The organism is Actinomyces sp. ZJ308 (genome assembly GCF_011752065.1).
Classification (GTDB): Bacteria; Actinomycetota; Actinomycetes; order Actinomycetales; family Actinomycetaceae; genus Actinomyces.
On sequence record NZ_JAAIJY010000014.1, the window covers coordinates 55862 to 72470 of the forward strand.

General features: G+C 67.9%; 14 protein-coding genes. 9 read left to right on the forward strand and 5 right to left on the reverse strand.

All coding sequences use genetic code 11. The features are described from left to right. Positions 1–247 precede the first annotated feature (247 nt). The 8 genes from HCR68_RS07630 to HCR68_RS07665 all read left to right on the forward strand — a co-directional run bounded on the left by HCR68_RS07630 (position 248) and on the right by HCR68_RS07665 (position 10869). Positions 248–1741: a CoA-acylating methylmalonate-semialdehyde dehydrogenase gene (locus HCR68_RS07630; RefSeq protein ID WP_167148271.1), complete on the forward strand. Its 1494-nt coding sequence runs from the start codon at positions 248–250 to the stop codon at positions 1739–1741. A 554-nt stretch (positions 1742–2295) separates the two neighbouring features. Further along, the gene (locus HCR68_RS07635; RefSeq protein WP_167148273.1) at positions 2296–3225 is read left to right on the forward strand and encodes a sugar phosphate isomerase/epimerase; all 930 of its coding nucleotides are present in this window, start codon (positions 2296–2298) and stop codon (positions 3223–3225) included. Between the two features lie 98 nt (positions 3226–3323). Next, entirely contained in the window at positions 3324–4331 is a 1008-nt protein-coding gene (locus HCR68_RS07640; protein ID WP_167148275.1) for a Gfo/Idh/MocA family oxidoreductase, read from the forward strand. Positions 4332–4633: 302 nt separating this feature from the next. Next, positions 4634–5503: a sugar phosphate isomerase/epimerase gene (locus HCR68_RS07645; protein WP_167148301.1), complete on the forward strand. Its 870-nt coding sequence runs from the start codon at positions 4634–4636 to the stop codon at positions 5501–5503. Positions 5504–5664: 161 nt separating this feature from the next. After that, positions 5665–7281 carry an MFS transporter gene (locus HCR68_RS07650; RefSeq protein WP_167148277.1) on the forward strand — a complete coding sequence of 539 codons (1617 nt, stop codon included), beginning with the start codon at positions 5665–5667 and terminating at the stop codon, positions 7279–7281. Positions 7282–7522: 241 nt separating this feature from the next. After that, complete coding sequence (locus tag HCR68_RS07655) at positions 7523–8803, forward strand: MFS transporter (protein WP_167148279.1); 1281 nt, start codon at positions 7523–7525, stop codon at positions 8801–8803. A 158-nt stretch (positions 8804–8961) separates the two neighbouring features. Beyond that, a complete protein-coding gene (locus tag HCR68_RS07660) occupies positions 8962–10140 on the forward strand; it encodes a zinc-binding dehydrogenase (RefSeq protein WP_167148281.1) in 1179 nt (392 codons plus the stop codon). A gap of 330 nt (positions 10141–10470) precedes the next feature. Next, positions 10471–10869, forward strand: coding sequence for a nuclear transport factor 2 family protein (locus HCR68_RS07665; RefSeq protein WP_167148283.1), 399 nt, complete (start codon positions 10471–10473; stop codon positions 10867–10869). Positions 10870–10891: 22 nt separating this feature from the next. Here the strand turns inward: HCR68_RS07665 and HCR68_RS07670 are convergent, their stop codons facing one another. From HCR68_RS07670 to HCR68_RS07680, 3 genes are all read right to left on the reverse strand, one after another. After that, a complete protein-coding gene (locus tag HCR68_RS07670; protein ID WP_167148285.1) occupies positions 10892–11803 on the reverse strand; it encodes a Sir2 silent information regulator family NAD-dependent deacetylase in 912 nt (303 codons plus the stop codon). Beyond that, complete coding sequence (locus tag HCR68_RS07675; RefSeq protein ID WP_167148287.1) at positions 11745–12566, reverse strand: protein-ADP-ribose hydrolase; 822 nt, start codon at positions 12564–12566, stop codon at positions 11745–11747. The genes HCR68_RS07670 and HCR68_RS07675 overlap by 59 nt, the downstream gene beginning before the upstream one ends. A 344-nt stretch (positions 12567–12910) precedes the next feature. Then, positions 12911–13183, reverse strand: coding sequence for a hypothetical protein (locus HCR68_RS07680; protein WP_126412939.1), 273 nt, complete (start codon positions 13181–13183; stop codon positions 12911–12913). Positions 13184–13651: 468 nt separating this feature from the next. Here HCR68_RS07680 and guaA point away from each other — a divergent pair, with 468 nt between their 5' ends. Then, positions 13652–15238, forward strand: a complete 1587-nt coding sequence (gene guaA / locus HCR68_RS07685) for a glutamine-hydrolyzing GMP synthase (protein WP_167148289.1) — start codon at positions 13652–13654, stop codon at positions 15236–15238. A gap of 379 nt (positions 15239–15617) precedes the next feature. On the opposite strand, the gene HCR68_RS07690 is transcribed toward guaA, so the two are convergent. After that, positions 15618–16229 carry a TetR/AcrR family transcriptional regulator gene (locus HCR68_RS07690; RefSeq protein ID WP_167148291.1) on the reverse strand — a complete coding sequence of 204 codons (612 nt, stop codon included), beginning with the start codon at positions 16227–16229 and terminating at the stop codon, positions 15618–15620. Positions 16230–16470: 241 nt separating this feature from the next. Next, positions 16471–16609: integrase core domain-containing protein (locus HCR68_RS07695; RefSeq protein WP_167148293.1), on the reverse strand; the 139-nt coding region annotated here is incomplete at its 5' end.

Genomic DNA, 16609 nt, shown 5'->3' on the forward strand with positions numbered 1-16609 from the left:
GCGTCCCCGTGAGCCTCGGCGCGGCGTCGGGAGGCAGGGGAGGCCCGAGGAGATCACGATGTGGTCAACGTCCCCATTTTGTTCTGACAAAATGACGTGAACCGCCGTCTAGGACGTTAGGGTGGTGGCACATGCAAGGCACTGGGCGCCCGACCGGCCCTCACTGAGACCTTGGTCGGGGGTTGTGCCTAGCCGACCCCATAGGCGGGGACGGGCCCGCGAAACCGACAACCAGGAGTCGATAACGATGAGAACGATTACGCACTGGATCGACGGAAAGCCTTACGAGGGCACTCCCATCGGCCGCTTCGCCGTCGAGAACCCGGGAACCGGTGAGGTCGAGGCCGAGCTGCTCCAGGCCTCCGACGCCGACCTCGACCACGCCGTCGAGGTCGCCCGCCGCGCCCAGAAGGAGTGGGCCAAGGTCTCCCTGGCCAAGCGCACGGCGATCATGTTCCGCATGCGTCAGCTGGTTCTGGACCACCAGGACGAGATGGCCAGGATGATCGTGGCCGAGCACGGCAAGAACTACTCCGACGCCGTCGGCGAGATCCAGCGCGGCCGCGAGACCCTGGACTTCGCCACCGCTATCAACGTGGCCCTCAAGGGCGAGTACTCCTCCGACATCTCCACCGGCGTGGACATCCACACCCTGCGCCAGCCGGTCGGCGTCGTCGCCGGCATCTGCCCCTTCAACTTCCCGGCCATGGTGCCCATGTGGATGCACCCGATCGCCATCGCCACCGGTAACGCCTTCATCCTCAAGCCGGCCTCGGCCACGCCCTCGGCGGCGCTGCTGACGGCCGAGCTCTACAAGGAGGCCGGCCTGCCCGACGGCGTCTTCAACGTCGTCTCCGGCAACCGCACCATGGTCTCCAAGGTCCTCGAGCACCCCGGCATCGACGCCATCTCCTTCGTGGGCTCCACCCCGGTGGCCCACATCGTGCAGAACACCGGCGTCACCCACGGCAAGCGCGTCCAGGCCCTGGGCGGGGCCAACAACCACGCCATCGTCATGCCCGACTCCGACCTGGACTTCGCCGCCCAGCACATCTCCGCCGCCGCCTTCGGCGCCGCCGGCGAGCGCTGCATGGCCCTGCCCGTCGTCGTGGCCGTGGGCGGCTGCGGCCCGGACCTGGCCCGCCGTGTCAAGGCCCACGCCGAGAAGATCAAGGTCGGCTACGGCATGGACGAGGGCGTCGAGATGGGTCCGGTCATCGACGCCAAGTCCAAGGAGTTCATCACCGGCCTCATCGACGACGCCGAGTCCCGGGGCGCCGAGATCGTCCTCGACGGCCGCCCGCTGGTGATCCCCGGCCACGAGAAGGGTCACTTCCTCGGCCCGACCATCGTGGACAACGTGCCCCTGGAGTCCTCGCTCTACACCGAGGAGGTCTTCGGGCCGGTGCTCGCGATCGTCCACGCCGACACCTACGAGGAGGCCATCAAGCAGGTCAACTCCTCGCCCTTCGGCAACGGCGCGGCCATCTTCACCAATGACGGCGGCGTGGCCCGCCGCTTCGAGCTCGACGTCGAGGCCGGCATGGTCGGCATCAACGTGCCGATCCCCACTCCGGTGGCTTACTACTCCTTCGGCGGCTGGAAGGAGTCGCTCCTGGGCGACACCCACATCCACGGCCCCGAGGGCGTGCGGTTCTACACCCGGGCCAAGGCGGTCACCAGCCGGTGGCCCTCGGAGAAGACCTACGCCGCGACCATGTCCTTCCAGCGCGAGGAGTGAGAGCGGTGCTGCCGGTGTCCTGAGACGGCCGCCGCTTTGAGTGTGGGCGCCTTCCTGTACGGGGAGGCGCCCACATTGCTGTTCTGTCGGCTCCAGCCGGCCTGGTGATTGTGCCAAGCCGGCGCGGGTGGGGACGGGGATGGGTGAGGCTGGTGGCGCCGGGTCCGCGTTCCGAGTGCCGATCATCTGCACCGGGATATCCCGGATATCCCTGATATCCCGTGGGCTGTGACGGCACGCTCGCAGCGCAAGCAGGGCGATGAGCGCCCGAGTCGGGGTGCTGGGTACGGTCGGGAACGTACTTTCCGCGCGAGGACTGCGTTCTGATGCAGATCACTGGGGTCAGCTCCCAGTAATCTGCGAGAAAACGCAGTCCTCGACGCGAGACGCAGTCCCCGATCCGAGCATCGGCCCGGTGTCGCCATGATGTCTGCTCGCTCGCTGAAGATCAGACATCTTTGTTAGAACAAAATCCTAGGTTTCCGGTTGGTGGAGGTGTACAGTGGATGTCACGTCCGAAACGATTCGGAAACCGCCTCACCAAGGAGACAACGATGTCCAAAGCCGTCAACACCAGCGACCCCAAGTACTCCAAGCTCACCATCGGCGTCTGCCCCGACCAGTGGGGCGTCTGGTTCCCCGAGGACCCCAAGCAGATGGACCCCCGCCAGGCCTGGCAGGAGATGGCCGAGGCCGGCTTCGAGGTCATCGAGACCGGGCCCTTCGGCTACTTCCCGACCGACCCCAAGGAGCTCCAGAAGTGGTGCGACGAGTTCGGCATGCGAGTGGTGGCCGGCACCGGCTGGGGCATCCTGCACAAGCAGGACGCCTGGGAGACCACGCTCAAGACCTTCCGCGCCATCGCCGAGACCCACGCCGCCGTCGGCGCCGAGTACATCGTCCACCTGCCTCCGCTCTACCGCGACGACAAGACCTGGCAGTGGACCGACGACCGCGTCCTGTCCGACGACGCCTGGAAGCTCTACGTCGAGCACGCCAACGCCCTGGGCCAGATGCTCCTGGACGAGTACGGACTCAAGATGGTCCTCCACCCCCATGGCGACTCCCACATCGAGACGCCCGAGGAGATCGCCCGCATCTTCGACGCCACCGACCCGACCTACGTCAACCTGTGTCTGGACTCCGGGCACGTCGTCTACGGCGGCGGTGACCCGGTCGAGCTGTGCAGGAAGTACCCCGAGCGCATCACCTACGTCCACATCAAGGCCTTCGACGAGGACATCACTCGCGAGGCCCACGAGAAGGACTGGCCCTTCGGTGAGGCCGTCACCAAGGGCGCCTCGGTCTGCCCGCCGGCCGGCCTGCCCGAGATGCACGAGTTCGTCGACGCCCTGGCGGCCCTGGACAAGCCGATCTACGCGATCTGCGAGCAGGACTGCTACCCCTGCGACCCCTCCTTCCCCAAGCAGAACGCCATCAACATGCGCACGTACCTGGCCGAGTGCGGCCTGGGCCTGGCCTGAGGGCTCCCAGCCGTTCGGCCTGTCGCCGACTCACCACCGACTCACCACTGACTCGCCACTGACTTACCACTGACTCGAACTCAACGAGGAGACACATCATGACTGTACGCATCGGACTCATCGGCGCCGGCGGCATGGGCCGCGCCCATGTCGAGCGCATCGAGAACGAGCTGGCCGGCGGCAGGATCGTCGCCGTGGCCGACCTCAACCTCGAGGGCGCCAGGGCCGTGGCCGAGCCCCTGGGCGCCAAGGCCTACGGCAGCGGGGCCGAGCTCATCGCCGACCCCGACGTCGACGCCGTCCTCATCGCCACCTTCGGCAAGGTCCACGCCCCCGACGTCATCGCCGCCATCGAGGCCGGCAAGTACGTCCTGTGCGAGAAGCCCCTGGCCACCACCCCCGAGGACTGCATCGCCATCATGGAGGCCGAGCAGAAGGCCGGCAAGAAGCTGGTCACGGTCGGCTTCATGCGCCGCTTCGACGCCGGCTACCAGGAGATGCGCGCCGCCCTGGAGGGCGGGGAGCTGGGCTACGCCACGCTCGTCCACTGCCGCCACCGCAACCCCTCGGTCCCGGAGAACTACACCACCCGCAACATGATCGACGACACCGCGATCCACGAGATCGACATCTGTCGCTACCTGCTGGACGACGAGATCGTCTCGGTGCGGGTGGACGCGCCCCGCTCCACCTCGCGCCGCTTCGACCACCTCCAGGACCCCCTCGTCCTCGTGGCCAGGACCGCCTCGGGCGTGCTCATCGACGACGAGATCAACGTCAACATCCAGTTCGGCTACTCCATCGAGTGCGAGCTGGTCATGGAGGCCGGCACCATCCGTCTCAGCGACCAGAACACGGTCATCACCCGGGACTCCTACGGCAACCGCAACCCGATCTGCCGCAGCCACATCGACCGCTTCCACACCGCCTTCAACCAGGAGGTTCAGCAGTGGATCCGCGCCGTCGAGCGTGACGAGCACACCGGGTCCACGGCCTGGGACGGCTATGCCGCCACCTGCGTCGTCGACGCCGGCCTGGCCTCCCTGGAGAACGGCGGCCGCCAGGTCGACGTCGAGATGATCGCCAAGCCCGCCTTCTACGCCTGACATGCCTCCCGTCGTCGTCCGCCCGGTGCGTGGTCATCGGCTGAGACGCTCGCGATTGCTGCGTGTTCGCCGGCGTCCCGGCCCTGCGTCGGACGGGCGACGACGGGATCAATCCACGACGTCCGTCCGGGGAGGCGCTCGGCGCGCCTTCCCGGACGACGACCTTTCGGCGGCAGGACGGCAGGAGCCCGCGATGCCGTCAAAGGACTGAAAACTGCCGCCCTCAACTACTTCCCTCCACGCTATTGTCATGACATTATGGGGATGTCGACATGGCCGTCGGCCCCCGAGAGGAGACCTCCTTGGTAGACATCGCCCTAGACCCGAACATGTACTACCGCACCATGTCCACGGTGCGAACCCTCCACAAGGCAGCCGAGCTGGGCTTCGAGTACGTCGAGCTCTCGCCCAACTCAGACTTCCACTTCTGGCACCACCGTCCCGCCGCCGACGACGCCTTCGTCGCTGAGCTCAACAAGGCGCAGAAGGAGACGGGCGTCAAAGTGCGCACCCTCAACCCCGTCTTCAACTGGTCCTCGCCCGACGAGGAGGAGCGGCGCGCCCAGGTCTCCAACTGGCGTCGGTTGCTCGAGCTCGCCGACCAGATCGACGTCCGCGAGATCACCTCGGAGTTCTCCGGGGACCGCAACCAGGCCCGCCGCAGCGAGGAGCAGTGGTTCCGCTCCATCGAGGAGCTCATCCCCGACTTCGAGCGCTACGGCATCCGCCTCAATATGGAGGCCCACCCCTATGATTTCGTCGAGCTGCACGACCCCGCCCTGAACCTGGTGCGCGCGGTCAACAAGGACTGGCTCGGATACGAGTTCTGCTGCCCGCACGCCTTCCACCTCTCCGACGGGGCGGGCGACGTCGAGCGCATGATCCGCACCGCTCACGAGGCCGGCAAGCTGCGCGAGGTCCACATCGCCGACGGCTTCAACCACCGCGCCAACGACGGCAACCGCTACATCGTCAACCCTCCCGGCGCGGACGTGACCGTCCACCAGCACAACGAGGTCGGCAACGGTGAGGTCGACTGGGACGCCGTCTTCTCCACGCTGCGGGACATCGACTTCGACGGCGTGCTCTCCGTATGCGTCTTCGGCTGGCACGAGCACGCCGACGACATCAACCGCCGAGTGCTGGCCCGGCTCCGCAAGGAGCTCGGCTGACCCTCATCGGTCCGCACTGTCTACAGTGAGGACCGTCCACGCTGCCGGCTCCCGCTCCTGCGCTGCGGGGCGGAGGCCGGCGGATCGGGGCTCCCGGTCCATCCAGCAGCGCCCGCTTTCGCCTCCGCCAACGACGGCGGACGATCCAAGGAGTTCCTTCCATGTCCACACCATCGAATTCTGCGGCGCAGTACACGCCGGAGAAGATCCAGGAGCTGGTCGACCAGACCCCCGCCTCGGGGCCGAAGCGCTCGCTCGGGCTCATCGCCCTGGTCGCCACCCTCGGCTCACTGCTCTTCGGCTACGACACCGGTGTCATCTCCGGCGCCCTGCCCTACATGTACCTGCCGCACGACGCCAACGGCCTGCAGATCACCTCCTGGGAGGAGGGCTGGATCGGTGGCCTGCTCTGCCTGGGCGCCGCCCTGGGCGCCTCGGTGGGAGGCAAGCTCTCCGACAAGTACGGACGCCGGCACAACATCATGCTCCTCGCCCTGGTCTTCTTCATCGGGGCCCTGGGCTGCACGCTCTCACCGAACATCTGGGTCCTCTACTTCTTCCGGATCGTCCTGGGCTTCGCCGTCGGCGGTGCCTCGGCGATCGTTCCCGTCTTCCTCGGTGAGACGGCACCCAAGCGCATCCGTGGGACTCTTGTGGCCGTCGACCAGATGATGATCGTCTTCGGCCAGTTCCTCGCCTTCTCCATGAACGCGGTCCTCGCCCGCATGCACGGCGGCCCGGAGGTCACCGTTGCCAACGACGTCGTCAACGGCTCCGGTGAGGTCGTCGCCAAGGCCGGTGACACGGTCGCGTGGGAGACCGTGCAGCACTTGAGCAACGTCGTGGTTGAGTCCGGCAACGGGATGACCTGGCGCTACATGCTCGTGCTGGCCACCCTGCCCGCCGTCGCCCTGTGGTTCGGCATCCGCCTCATGCCGGAGTCCTCGCGCTGGTACGTCGCCAACCTGCGTATCGCCGAGGCCATCGGCTCCCTCAAGCGAGTGCGCGACGAGTCCAAGGACGGCTCCATCGCCGAAGAGGTCGACGAGATGCTGGAGATCCAGCGCAAGGAGGCCAGCCAGGAGAAGTGGGGCCTGGCGCAGATCATGGGCGTCAAGTGGACCCGGCACCTGCTGTTCATCGGCATCATCCTGGGCCTGGCCGACCAGCTCACCGGTATCAACACGGCCATGTACTACACGCCCAAGGTGCTCTCCGCCGCCGGCCTGCCCATGAGTGACGCGATCTCCCTCAACGTCGTCTCCGGGTTCGTCTCCTTCGTCGGCTCGGCCGTTGGCCTGTGGCTGGTCACCAAGTTCGCCCGCCGGCACGTGGGCATCTACCAGGAGGCCAGCATCGTCGTCTCCCTGGGGCTCCTGGCCGCGGTGTTCTACTTCCTCATCCAGCCCTACCAGGACGCCGACGGCAACATCAAGGGCGCCCCCACCTTCGCCCCCTACCTGGTACTGCTCATCGTCTCGCTGTTCGTGTTCGCCAAGCAGTCCGGGACGGTCACCTGGGTCCTCATCGCGGAGATCTACCCCGCCAAGGTTCGTGGCACGGCCATGGGGCTGGCCGTGGGCACCCTGTGGATCGCCAACGGCATCGTCGCCGCGGTCTTCCCCGTCATGATGGAGAAGCTGGGCGGGTCGCTGACCTACCTCATCTTCTGCCTGTTCAACGTCCTCTCGCTCATCTTCTACATGAGGTTCGTGCCCGAGACGAAGTACCACTCCCTGGAGGAGCTCGAGGCCCGCTTCGAGAAGGAGTACAGCTGACCGGTCGCGCCCGGAGCTGCGGCAGTGACAGACCGGTGACAGACCGGTGACAGGCCGGATGGCAGACCACCATGGCCGGGTGGATCCGCACGGATCGAATTGAAGCCGACCATCCGGTTCTGACACACTGTCGCAGTTCCCGGACGACATCATCAGCACCGGCTGGTGACGATCTCCGAGTAGACCTCTGAGCAGACCCCCATACACATATGCCGCCCATGACGTACACGGTGACTGGTCCATGAACCCGTATCCGGCGCGCAGCGCGCCGCCCGCCCCGGTTCGCCTCCGCCTGTACGCGTGGGCGGCAGGTCTGTTCCTGGGAGCCCTCGAGGGGGTGCTGGCCGTCGCCGTGACAGGTACCCGCGACGCCGCTCTGCCACTGGTGTGCGTCGTCGGCATCGCCATGGTGCTGGGAACCGTTGCCGCCAGGCCCCTCGCCCGGCACGCCGGCCGCAGGCCGACCGGACTGGCCACGGCCCTGCTGGCCGCGATTGGGGCAGGCCTCGCGGCCGGACTCGACGGCGTCGTCGGCCTCATCGGCGCTGGACTTACCGGCTTGTCCGCGGGCGGGGTGCTCGTCGTCGCGCCACTGGTCTGCCACGAGCTGTCCCTGCGCGGGCACAAACGCCTCATGCCGCAAGCCATGGCGCTCGGACCGGCCGGGGCCGGCGCCGTGGCCCTGGCCGCCTGGTGGAGCCCGGTGCGAGTGCCCACCGCATGGGCGGTGGTCGCTCTCGCCGGGCTCATCTACCTGGTCTGCGCCCTGCGCCTGCCCGAGAGCCCGGTCTGGCTCGTACGCCAGGATCGCGACGTCGAGGCCTTCGAGGCGCTGCGCCGTCTGCACGGGACCCTGGAGGCCTCCGTGGCCATCGACTGGACCCGTCTGGACGCCGAGATGATGGCCGAGCAGCAGGCCCTGACCCCCGCCGAGCTGCGGGTGCCCGAGGTGCGCGCCGCCGTCCTGACCGGCGCCGTCCTCATCCTGGCCCAGGAGGCGCCCCTGGGGGCCGCCGCCCTGGTCCTGGCGCCACTGGTCGTGGCCGACCTCGGTCTCGGTTCCGGCGCGATCGCCGTCAGCGCCGTGACCTGGGTGGGGCTGGCGCTTCTCGCCCTGGCGCTGGTGACCCGGGTCGAGCAGCTGCGCTTCCTGCGCGTCGTGCTGGGCGCCGTCGTCGCCGTTCTGGGGGCGACCTTCCTGGTCACCGGACTGACTCTCGGGGGAGGCGCGGGGGCCTGGACGATCGTCGTCTCGCTGACGATCCTCGTGGCCAGCCAGTCGGTGCTGGTCCTGCCCGCCTGCCAGGGTGCGATCGACCCGCGGATCCCGCCGTGGCTGGTCGAGGCCCAGCGACGGGCCTCGGCGACCGGAGGAGCCCTGGCGCGCGCCGGCGTCCTTGTCGCGGCACTGCTCATCGTGGTCCACCTGGGGACGTCCGTCCTGTACTGGGCGGCCTTCGCGCTGTCTCTGGTGAGCGTCGTCGTCGTGCTCCTGCGGCTGCCGCGCGAGCTGAAGGTCTGAGACGCTTCCGCAAACGCGGGGAGCACCCGGGAAGGCGTCCGCGCATCCGACTTCAGACCTATGGTTTGTCAGGACAAATGTCGTAGGGTGGGGATGTGGCCGGACGAGGCCGCCCGACGGCCCGACGTCGTCGACACCCGACAGAGAGGCAGCTGAGCATGACGAGCAACGAGGCAGTCCAGACCTCAGAGACAACCGAGTCCATCCCCGAGTCGATCCCGGAGACCATGAGGGCCGCGGTCCTGCGGGACCACGAGGTCGGCCTTGAGATCGAGACCCTGCGCACCCCCCGGCCCAAGAGCGGCGAGGTCCTCATCAAGGTGGCCGCCTGCGGGCTGTGCCACTCCGACCTCCACGTCATCGGGGGCGCCATCGCCTTCCCGCTGCCGGCGGTGCTCGGCCACGAGGTCTCCGGCACTATCGTGGAGCTCGGCCCCGGCAACGAGCACACCGGGCTGGAGGTCGGGCAGAAGGTGGCCGGCGGCTTCCTCATGCCCTGCGGCCAGTGCGACGCCTGCGCCTCGGGCCGCGATGAGCTGTGCGGCCCCTTCTTCGACCTCAACCGTCTCAAGGGCGTCCTCTACGACGGCACCACCCGCCTGGCCACCCCCGACGGAGAGCCGGTGGCCATGTACTCCATGGGCGGGCTGGCCGAGTACGCCGTCGTGCCCTCCACCGCCGTGGCTCCCGTGCCAGAGACCATCGACATGGTCCCGGCAGCCATCCTGGGCTGCGCCGCCATGACCGGCTACGGGGCTGTACGCCGCGGCGCGGACCTGCGCTACGGGGAGACCGTCGCCGTGGTCGCCACCGGCGGCGTGGGCACCAACATCGTCCAGATCGCCCGCGCCTTCGGCGCCAGCCAGGTCATCGCCATCGACGTCGACGACGACAAGCTCGCCCCCATGCTCGACTACGGAGCCACCGCCGTGGTCAACTCCGTCACCCAGGACGCCCGCGAGGAGGTCTTCCGGCTCACCGGCGGCAAGGGCGTCGACGTCTCCTTCGAGGCGCTGGGCATCCCCGCCACCTGGACCACTGCCCTGGACGTCCTGGCCGACGGCGGCCGCATGGTTCCCATCGGCCTGGGCGCCGGCGTGCAGACCGCAGGGGTGGAGATCAACCGCACCGTGCGCCGCTCGCAGTCGATCCTCGGCTCCTACGGGGCTCGCACCCGCCAGGACCTGCCTGCCGTCGTCGACCTGGCCGACAAGGGCGTCATCAACTACCGCGACGTCGTCTCGCGCCGCCTGCCGCTCGAGGAGGCCGGCGCCGGCTACACCGCCCTGCGCAACCGCGAGATCCAGGGGCGCGCCGTCGTCGACATGTCGCTCTAGTCCCAAGCGGTGAGCCCTGACCGTTGGGGCTCCCGCAGCTCTCACTCTTGCGCCTCCTGCTCGGGCCCTGCCGGCTTGAGCGGGAGGCGCAATGCGTACTTTGAAACCGAGGCGGAAGGCGCTGCGTGTCCAAATCTGCAGCAAAGAACTCCGTCAGCCCTTCGAGCCGCAGGAAGAATCGCGGAATCACGCGGTTTCTTATTGGCGGTTCGAGCCTGGGGCCGGCCTTTGTTACAGATTTGGACATCTCGGGCCTCGCTGCAGTGCACCGTCGGCCGCAGAGGGCGTCTGGCGTACCATCTCGACCACTACGAGGAGAAGGAGCCGCACATGTCCACAGAGCAGGAGCGCACCCTGGAGCGCAACAAGGAGAACGTCAAGGCCTTCTACGACCTCATGTTCAACCAGTGCCGGCCCCGGGATGCGCTGGCGCGCTACGCCGGTGATGAGTACCGGCAGCACAACACCCACGTGGCCGACGGCAAGGAGGCCTTCGTCGAGTACTTCGAGCGGATGGCCCGCGACTATCCGGGCAAGAGCGTGGAGTTCGTGCGCGCCTTCGCCGAGGGGGACTATGTCATCCTGCACTGCCACCAGAGGTGGCCGGGGTCGGATGACTATGCGGGCATCGACATCTTCCGGCTCGATGCTTGCGGAAAGATCGTGGAGCACTGGGACGTGCTCCAGGTGATTCCGGAGGCCTCCGCCAACGACAACGGCATGTTCTGACTCCTGCGTGAGCGCCGGCGCCTCAGCTCCGCGCCAGCGCCTTCCACGTCTCGATGCTGGCGGCGATGTCGCCGCTGACGACAATGGAGCGCTCCGCGATCTGACGGGGAATCTCCACCTCCAGGTTGAGGGTGGCGAAGGTGGCCGAGGCGTTGGCGTAGGTCCGCTGCCAGAACGGGAACTTGATGAGCGAGGGCGTATTCCACCCCACCCCGACCTCCAGGTAGAGGACCCGTCCGGTCTCATGGCGCGACAGGAACCGGCGGTAGCGCTCCGCCGCGGCGTGCCAGTGCGCGTCCTCCACGAAGGTGGCATCCACCCGCAGGTTCATGGCCGCGGGCTCCCCGCACCTGGGACACACGGGCAGCAGGGACGAAGGAATGCGCAGGTCCCGCTGCCGGGCCGCCATCTCACGCACGGCCGACTCATTGGACCACGTCCCGTCATGGCAGGGGACGGAGCACTGCCACAACCCGTAGTCGCCCTGGGTGGCGAACAGCCGCGACTCATCGAAGCCGTTGCGGGCGAAGGCATGATCCACGTTGGTAGTGATGACGAAGCAGTCCGTGCCTCCCAGACCGTCCAGGATCTGCCTCAGGTCCTGGTAGAGCGGGAGAACGGGCTCCTCGTAGCGATTGGCCATGATGTGCCGGGACCAGTAGGCCCACCGGTGCTCCGGCGTCGGGAACGGGTAGAAGCCCGAGGAGTACATGTCGGTGAGGCCGAACGTGTCGATGAAGTCCGGGAAGAGGTGCTGGAAGCGGGGGCCCGAGTAGGCCAGGCCAGCCGCGGCCGACAGACCCGACCCGGCCCCGACGACGACGGCGTCGGCCCGCTCGGCGACATCGGCCAGGTGCCGGATCGCCTCCGAGCGTTCAGCGGTCGGGGCCCAGGAGGGCGCGGTAGATCGATTCGTCGGTCGGGTCGAAGACATTGAAGACCACCTTCGTGAGTGACTGGCAGTGGGGGAGGAGATCGCGGACGGTGCGTACCGCGACGGTGGCGGCCTCGGCCTTGGGGTAGCCGAAGACACCGGTGGAGATGCAGCACAGCGCGATGCTGGAGGCTCCCAGGTCCTCCGCGGCGCGCAGGCAGGACCGGTATGAGGAGGCCAGGAGCGCCTCGTGCTCGGCGGTCGGCTCGCCGTGGATGATCGGTCCGACGGTGTGGATGACGTGGGTGGCCGGCAGGTGGTAGCTGCCGGTCGCCGTCGCGGTGCCGGTGGGCTCGGGGCGGCCTCGAGCGGCCATGATGTCGGCGCACTCCTGGCGCAGACCGGGCCCGGCGGCCGAGTGGATGGCGTTGTCGATGCAGGCGTGCAGCGGCTGGAAGCATCCGAGCATGGCCGAGTTGGCGGCGTTGACGATCGCGTCGGCCCGGATCGTCGTGATGTCGCCGAGCCGCAGGGACAGCCGCGGATCGAGGGCCGTCCCTGGAAGGTCCCGGGCGCCGACGATCGTTCGCTCGGCGGCCTCGGCGGCCAGAAGCCGGTCCAGCGAGACCTGCAGCTCCGTGGGGAGCGGGGCAGCGGGACGCATGTTGAGCAGGGCCCTCAGCGCCGGCCTGCGGCGGCTGGGAGCGTCGGCCGAGATGGCGTCCAGGAGCCGCTGCGCCTCGGGATGCTCCTGAACGAGGAGGGCCAGCGAGGTGTCAACGAGGTCGTCGCGTTGAGACGGTGTCAGGGGCGTCGACGTCATGCCGGTCCTCTCGGGTGGTGGTGGGCGAGGTGCGTAGTTACTTATGCATACTAAGTATCAGAAAGAGACTAAAGAGGGTAGGTCGACGCCTGTGAGGTCTGCCATCGTGTGCACGGTCTGCGGGGGCTCTGAAGGCTCCTGAGAGCTCCGGTGCGTTTCAGGCGCGAGAAGAGGGGCGCCGCCTGTGCGGTGCCCCTCGGTCTGCCATGGCTGCGCGGGCTTCCTTGGCCGCGCAGCCTCGTTGTTCTATGCCCTGTCGGGCTGGGTCCAGGACGTGTGTTGCTCGTGATGCGTGGTCCGGACCCGGTGGTGAGCTCGGGCGAGCTCGGTGGGGTCGTCTACGCTCAGCGGGCCTCGAGGAGGTTGACGCCGGTGTAGATGCCCACGCCCATGGTGATCGCGGCCAGGACGGAGGCGGCGAACATGATGGTCGGGATGCCGGTGACGGCGCCGACGACGGCCATGACCATGACCGCGACCATGACGGCGATCATGGCAACGGCGAAGGTGAGGCGGTTGGCCTCGGCCTGCGTGTTGGTGGAGGTCGCCTGGGTGGTGGTGGCCGCGGCGGTGGTCTCGACGGTCTGGGTGGGGCGCTCGGTGGTGGTGGCAGTCATGTGAGTGTTCCTCTCGGTGTGTGTCGAGCAGGTCCGCCTGACTACCAGTCGTGCGTCTGACTACCAGTCGTGCGTCCCTGCACGACGGTGTGCAGCCCGTGGGCCGGACGGAGGTTTCTCCGTCGAGTAGAACTCTAGGAAGGCCCCACCCAATTGTCTAGACAAAGGATGGTGATCTACGCGGCGTCGACGACTGCTGAATCACAGGTGACGACTGGAAGGATCACGGTTCGGTTGCGAGGCTCTCCGGGTGGAAATGGCGCCATCATGGGACTTACGGGCGCCTGAAGAGGGATCGGAGGGTGTGGTCGGGGTCGGGATCGCCTCGATTTTGATCCGGGGAGGTGACCCATGCAGCAGGAAGGTGAGGTGGATCGCTGGTCTAGTCCTCCTGTGATGACGACTGGGTCCCGGGTGCGCCGAGCGGTGGGGGCGGCGGTCGGCTGTCGCCCCGGCTATCCTGTCCAGGTGACGACCAGCCAGACCTCCCCCAGCGCCGTCGGTCCCGTCCTCGTCGTGGACTTCGGCGCGCAGTACGCCCAGCTCATCGCCCGTCGCGTGCGCGAGGCCGGTGTCTACTCCGAGATCGTGCCCCACTCCATGGACGCCGCCGCCATGCTGGACAAGCAGCCCGCGGCCATCATCCTCTCCGGAGGGCCGTCGTCGGTCTACGCCGACGGCGCCCCGTCGGTCGACCCGGCCGTCTTCGACGCCGGGGTCCCGGTCCTGGGGATCTGCTACGGCTTCCAGGCCATGGCCCAGGCCCTGGGCGGAACCGTCGGACGCACCGGCACCCGCGAGTACGGGCACACCCCGGCCCGCGTGGAGGAGGGCTCCTGCCTGTTCGACGGCACCCCCGACGACCAGGTGGTGTGGATGAGCCACGGCGATGCGGTCCAGGCCGCCCCCGAGGGCTTCACCGTCACCGCCTCCACCTCCCAGACCCCGGTGGCCGCCTTCGAGAACCCGAAGCGCCGCCTCTACGGGCTGCAGTGGCACCCCGAGGTACTCCACTCCGAGCACGGACAGGCCGCGCTGGTCAACTTCCTGCATAAGGAGGCCGGGCTGCCGGCCACCTGGACGCCGGACAACATCATTGACGAGCAGGTGGCCCGCATCCGCGAGCAGGTGGGTGACGCCCATGTCATCTGCGGCCTGAGCGGGGGAGTGGACTCCTCGGTGGCCGCCGCCCTCGTCCACCGCGCCATCGGTGACCAGCTCACCTGCATCTTCGTCGACCACGGCCTGCTGCGCGCCGGCGAGCGCGAGCAGGTGGAGCACGACTACGCCGAGGGCATGGGCATCCGCGTCATCACGGTCGATGAGACCGAGCGCTTCCTCGGCGCCCTCGCCGGCGTCACCGATCCGGAGGCCAAGCGCAAGATCATCGGCCGGGAGTTCATCCGCTCCTTCGAGGCCGCCCAGCGCCGCGTCGTCGAGGCCGTCGGCGCCCAGGGCGGTGAGATCCGCTTCCTGGTCCAGGGGACCCTCTACCCCGACGTCGTCGAGTCCGGAGGAGGAGAGGGCGCCGCCAACATCAAGAGCCACCACAACGTGGGCGGCCTGCCCGAGGACCTCGACTTCGAGCTCATCGAACCGCTGCGCGAGCTGTTCAAGGACGAGGTGCGCGCCATCGGCCGCGAGCTGGGCGTGCCGGAGAAGATCGTCGCCCGCCAGCCCTTCCCCGGGCCGGGGCTGGGCATTCGCGTCATCGGTGAGGTGACGGCCGAGAACCTGCGCGTACTGCGGGCTGCCGACGCCATCGCCCGTGAGGAGCTCACCGCCGCCGGACTCGACGGCGAGATCTGGCAGTGCCCGGTGGTGCTGCTGGCCGACGTGCGCTCCGTGGGCGTCCAGGGCGACGGGCGCACCTACGGTCACCCCATCGTCCTGCGGCCGGTCAGCAGCGAGGACGCCATGACGGCGGACTGGACCCGCCTGCCCTACGACGTCCTGGCACGCATCTCCAACCGGATCACCAACTCCGTGCCGGAGGTCAACCGGGTGGTGCTCGACTGCACGAGCAAGCCCCCGGGCACCATCGAGTGGGAGTGAGGCACTGCGGCGTCGACGCCGCTGGTTGCGAAGGCCTGTCCGGGTGTTGTGGGCGCACGTGAGTGTCCGTGGACGGGCCCCGCGAGGGTCAGCCGCGGGACCCATGGTGCGTCGAGGAAGGGATAGGGGGCCACGTTGGGCCGGTCGGGGACTGCCCCGGGCTCGATCGAGGACGTACTTCTCCCGCGAGGACTGCGTTTCGTCGCAGACGACTGTGTTCGGGCCCAGTCATCTGCAAGAAAACGCAGTCGCCGTCACGAAGGTACGTCCCCGATGACAAGGGGCGGCTCAGAGCGGAAGCGGCCACGTCGGTCTGAGGAACCACCCCACCGGTGCAGCTAGATCCTTTTGGGGCGATGATGCTCCGTCGGTTGAGGCGTCAGCGGTGTTCTTCCGCGGGGAAGGAGGGGAAGAGGCGTTCCGTGATGGCGCTGAACGTGCCCATGAGACGCTCTGCGTCGTGACCCGGATCCTCAGTGACCCACCAGCGGACAGCCCCGAGCAGACCTGAGGCGTAGAAGTGCGCCAGCACGTCGACGTCGTCGTTGCCGTAGCCTCGACTGCCTTCTGCGCCGGCGATGCGTGCGGTGCTCGCCGTCAGCACGATGCGGCGGGCGAACTCCTGAGCCAGCTCAACCACGAGGACCTCGACCACCGTCTCGAAGGTCCTGTCCTGCCGGTGGAGCTGCAGTAGCGACCAGTTCGCGACGATGAGTTCCACCAGCCGGCGGGTCATGACCTGGCAGTACTCAGCCAGCGGGACGTCGAGGGCCTCTCCCATGGCCCGCTCCTGGATAAGGGCGCGTTGCTGGCGGAACAGATAGGTCAGCAGCTCCTCCTTGTCCGCGAAATGGCGGTAGAAGGTCGCACGTCGCACCATGGCGCGCTCGCAGATCTCGCTCACGGAGATCTGCGAGTAGGGCTTTTTCCTGAGCAGACCGAGAAGGGAGCTGCTCAGAAGCGTGAGAGTGCGTTCCTTGCGCAGATCCATGGCCTTCCTCACTGTGACACTGCCGCTCATCTGTCACATAACGCGTCGTCGACACGGTGACTGTACCTGTCCCGGAGGTCTCCGCCTCCATACCGTTCAGGTGTTACCGAACCCGACGTCCTGAGGAGCAGATATGCACAATCTCATCGTCTTCGACCACCCCTACGGCTGCCAGGCCAGTGAGAACGAGCCCCACAACCGATCCTTCAGCGCCGCCCTGTACAAGAGCGTGCGCAACAAGCTAGATGTACTTCCCTGTGAGGTTGTGAACGCGGCTGGCGGGGGTTTGGCCGTTCAGGGCGGTGTGGGGTCGGTGGTGATTGTAGTGGTGGAGCCAGGTCTGGTAGGCGGCCTCGCGCTGGGTCTGGCTGGTGTAGGTG

Excerpts from the sequence above, each read along its gene's own strand:
- HCR68_RS07630 (WP_167148271.1), top strand. The coding sequence starts at position 248 with ATGAGAACGATTACGCACTGGATCGACGGAAAGCCTTACGAGGGCACT.
- HCR68_RS07635 (WP_167148273.1), top strand. The coding sequence starts at position 2,296 with ATGTCCAAAGCCGTCAACACCAGCGACCCCAAGTACTCCAAGCTCACC.
- HCR68_RS07640 (WP_167148275.1), top strand. The coding sequence starts at position 3,324 with ATGACTGTACGCATCGGACTCATCGGCGCCGGCGGCATGGGCCGCGCC.
- HCR68_RS07650 (WP_167148277.1), top strand. The coding sequence starts at position 5,665 with ATGTCCACACCATCGAATTCTGCGGCGCAGTACACGCCGGAGAAGATC.
- HCR68_RS07655 (WP_167148279.1), top strand. The coding sequence starts at position 7,523 with ATGAACCCGTATCCGGCGCGCAGCGCGCCGCCCGCCCCGGTTCGCCTC.
- HCR68_RS07660 (WP_167148281.1), top strand. The coding sequence starts at position 8,962 with ATGACGAGCAACGAGGCAGTCCAGACCTCAGAGACAACCGAGTCCATC.
- HCR68_RS07665 (WP_167148283.1), top strand. The coding sequence starts at position 10,471 with ATGTCCACAGAGCAGGAGCGCACCCTGGAGCGCAACAAGGAGAACGTC.
- HCR68_RS07670 (WP_167148285.1), bottom strand. The coding sequence starts at position 11,803 with ATGTCTTCGACCCGACCGACGAATCGATCTACCGCGCCCTCCTGGGCC.
- HCR68_RS07675 (WP_167148287.1), bottom strand. The coding sequence starts at position 12,566 with ATGACGTCGACGCCCCTGACACCGTCTCAACGCGACGACCTCGTTGAC.
- HCR68_RS07680 (WP_126412939.1), bottom strand. The coding sequence starts at position 13,183 with ATGACTGCCACCACCACCGAGCGCCCCACCCAGACCGTCGAGACCACC.
- HCR68_RS07690 (WP_167148291.1), bottom strand. The coding sequence starts at position 16,229 with ATGGATCTGCGCAAGGAACGCACTCTCACGCTTCTGAGCAGCTCCCTT.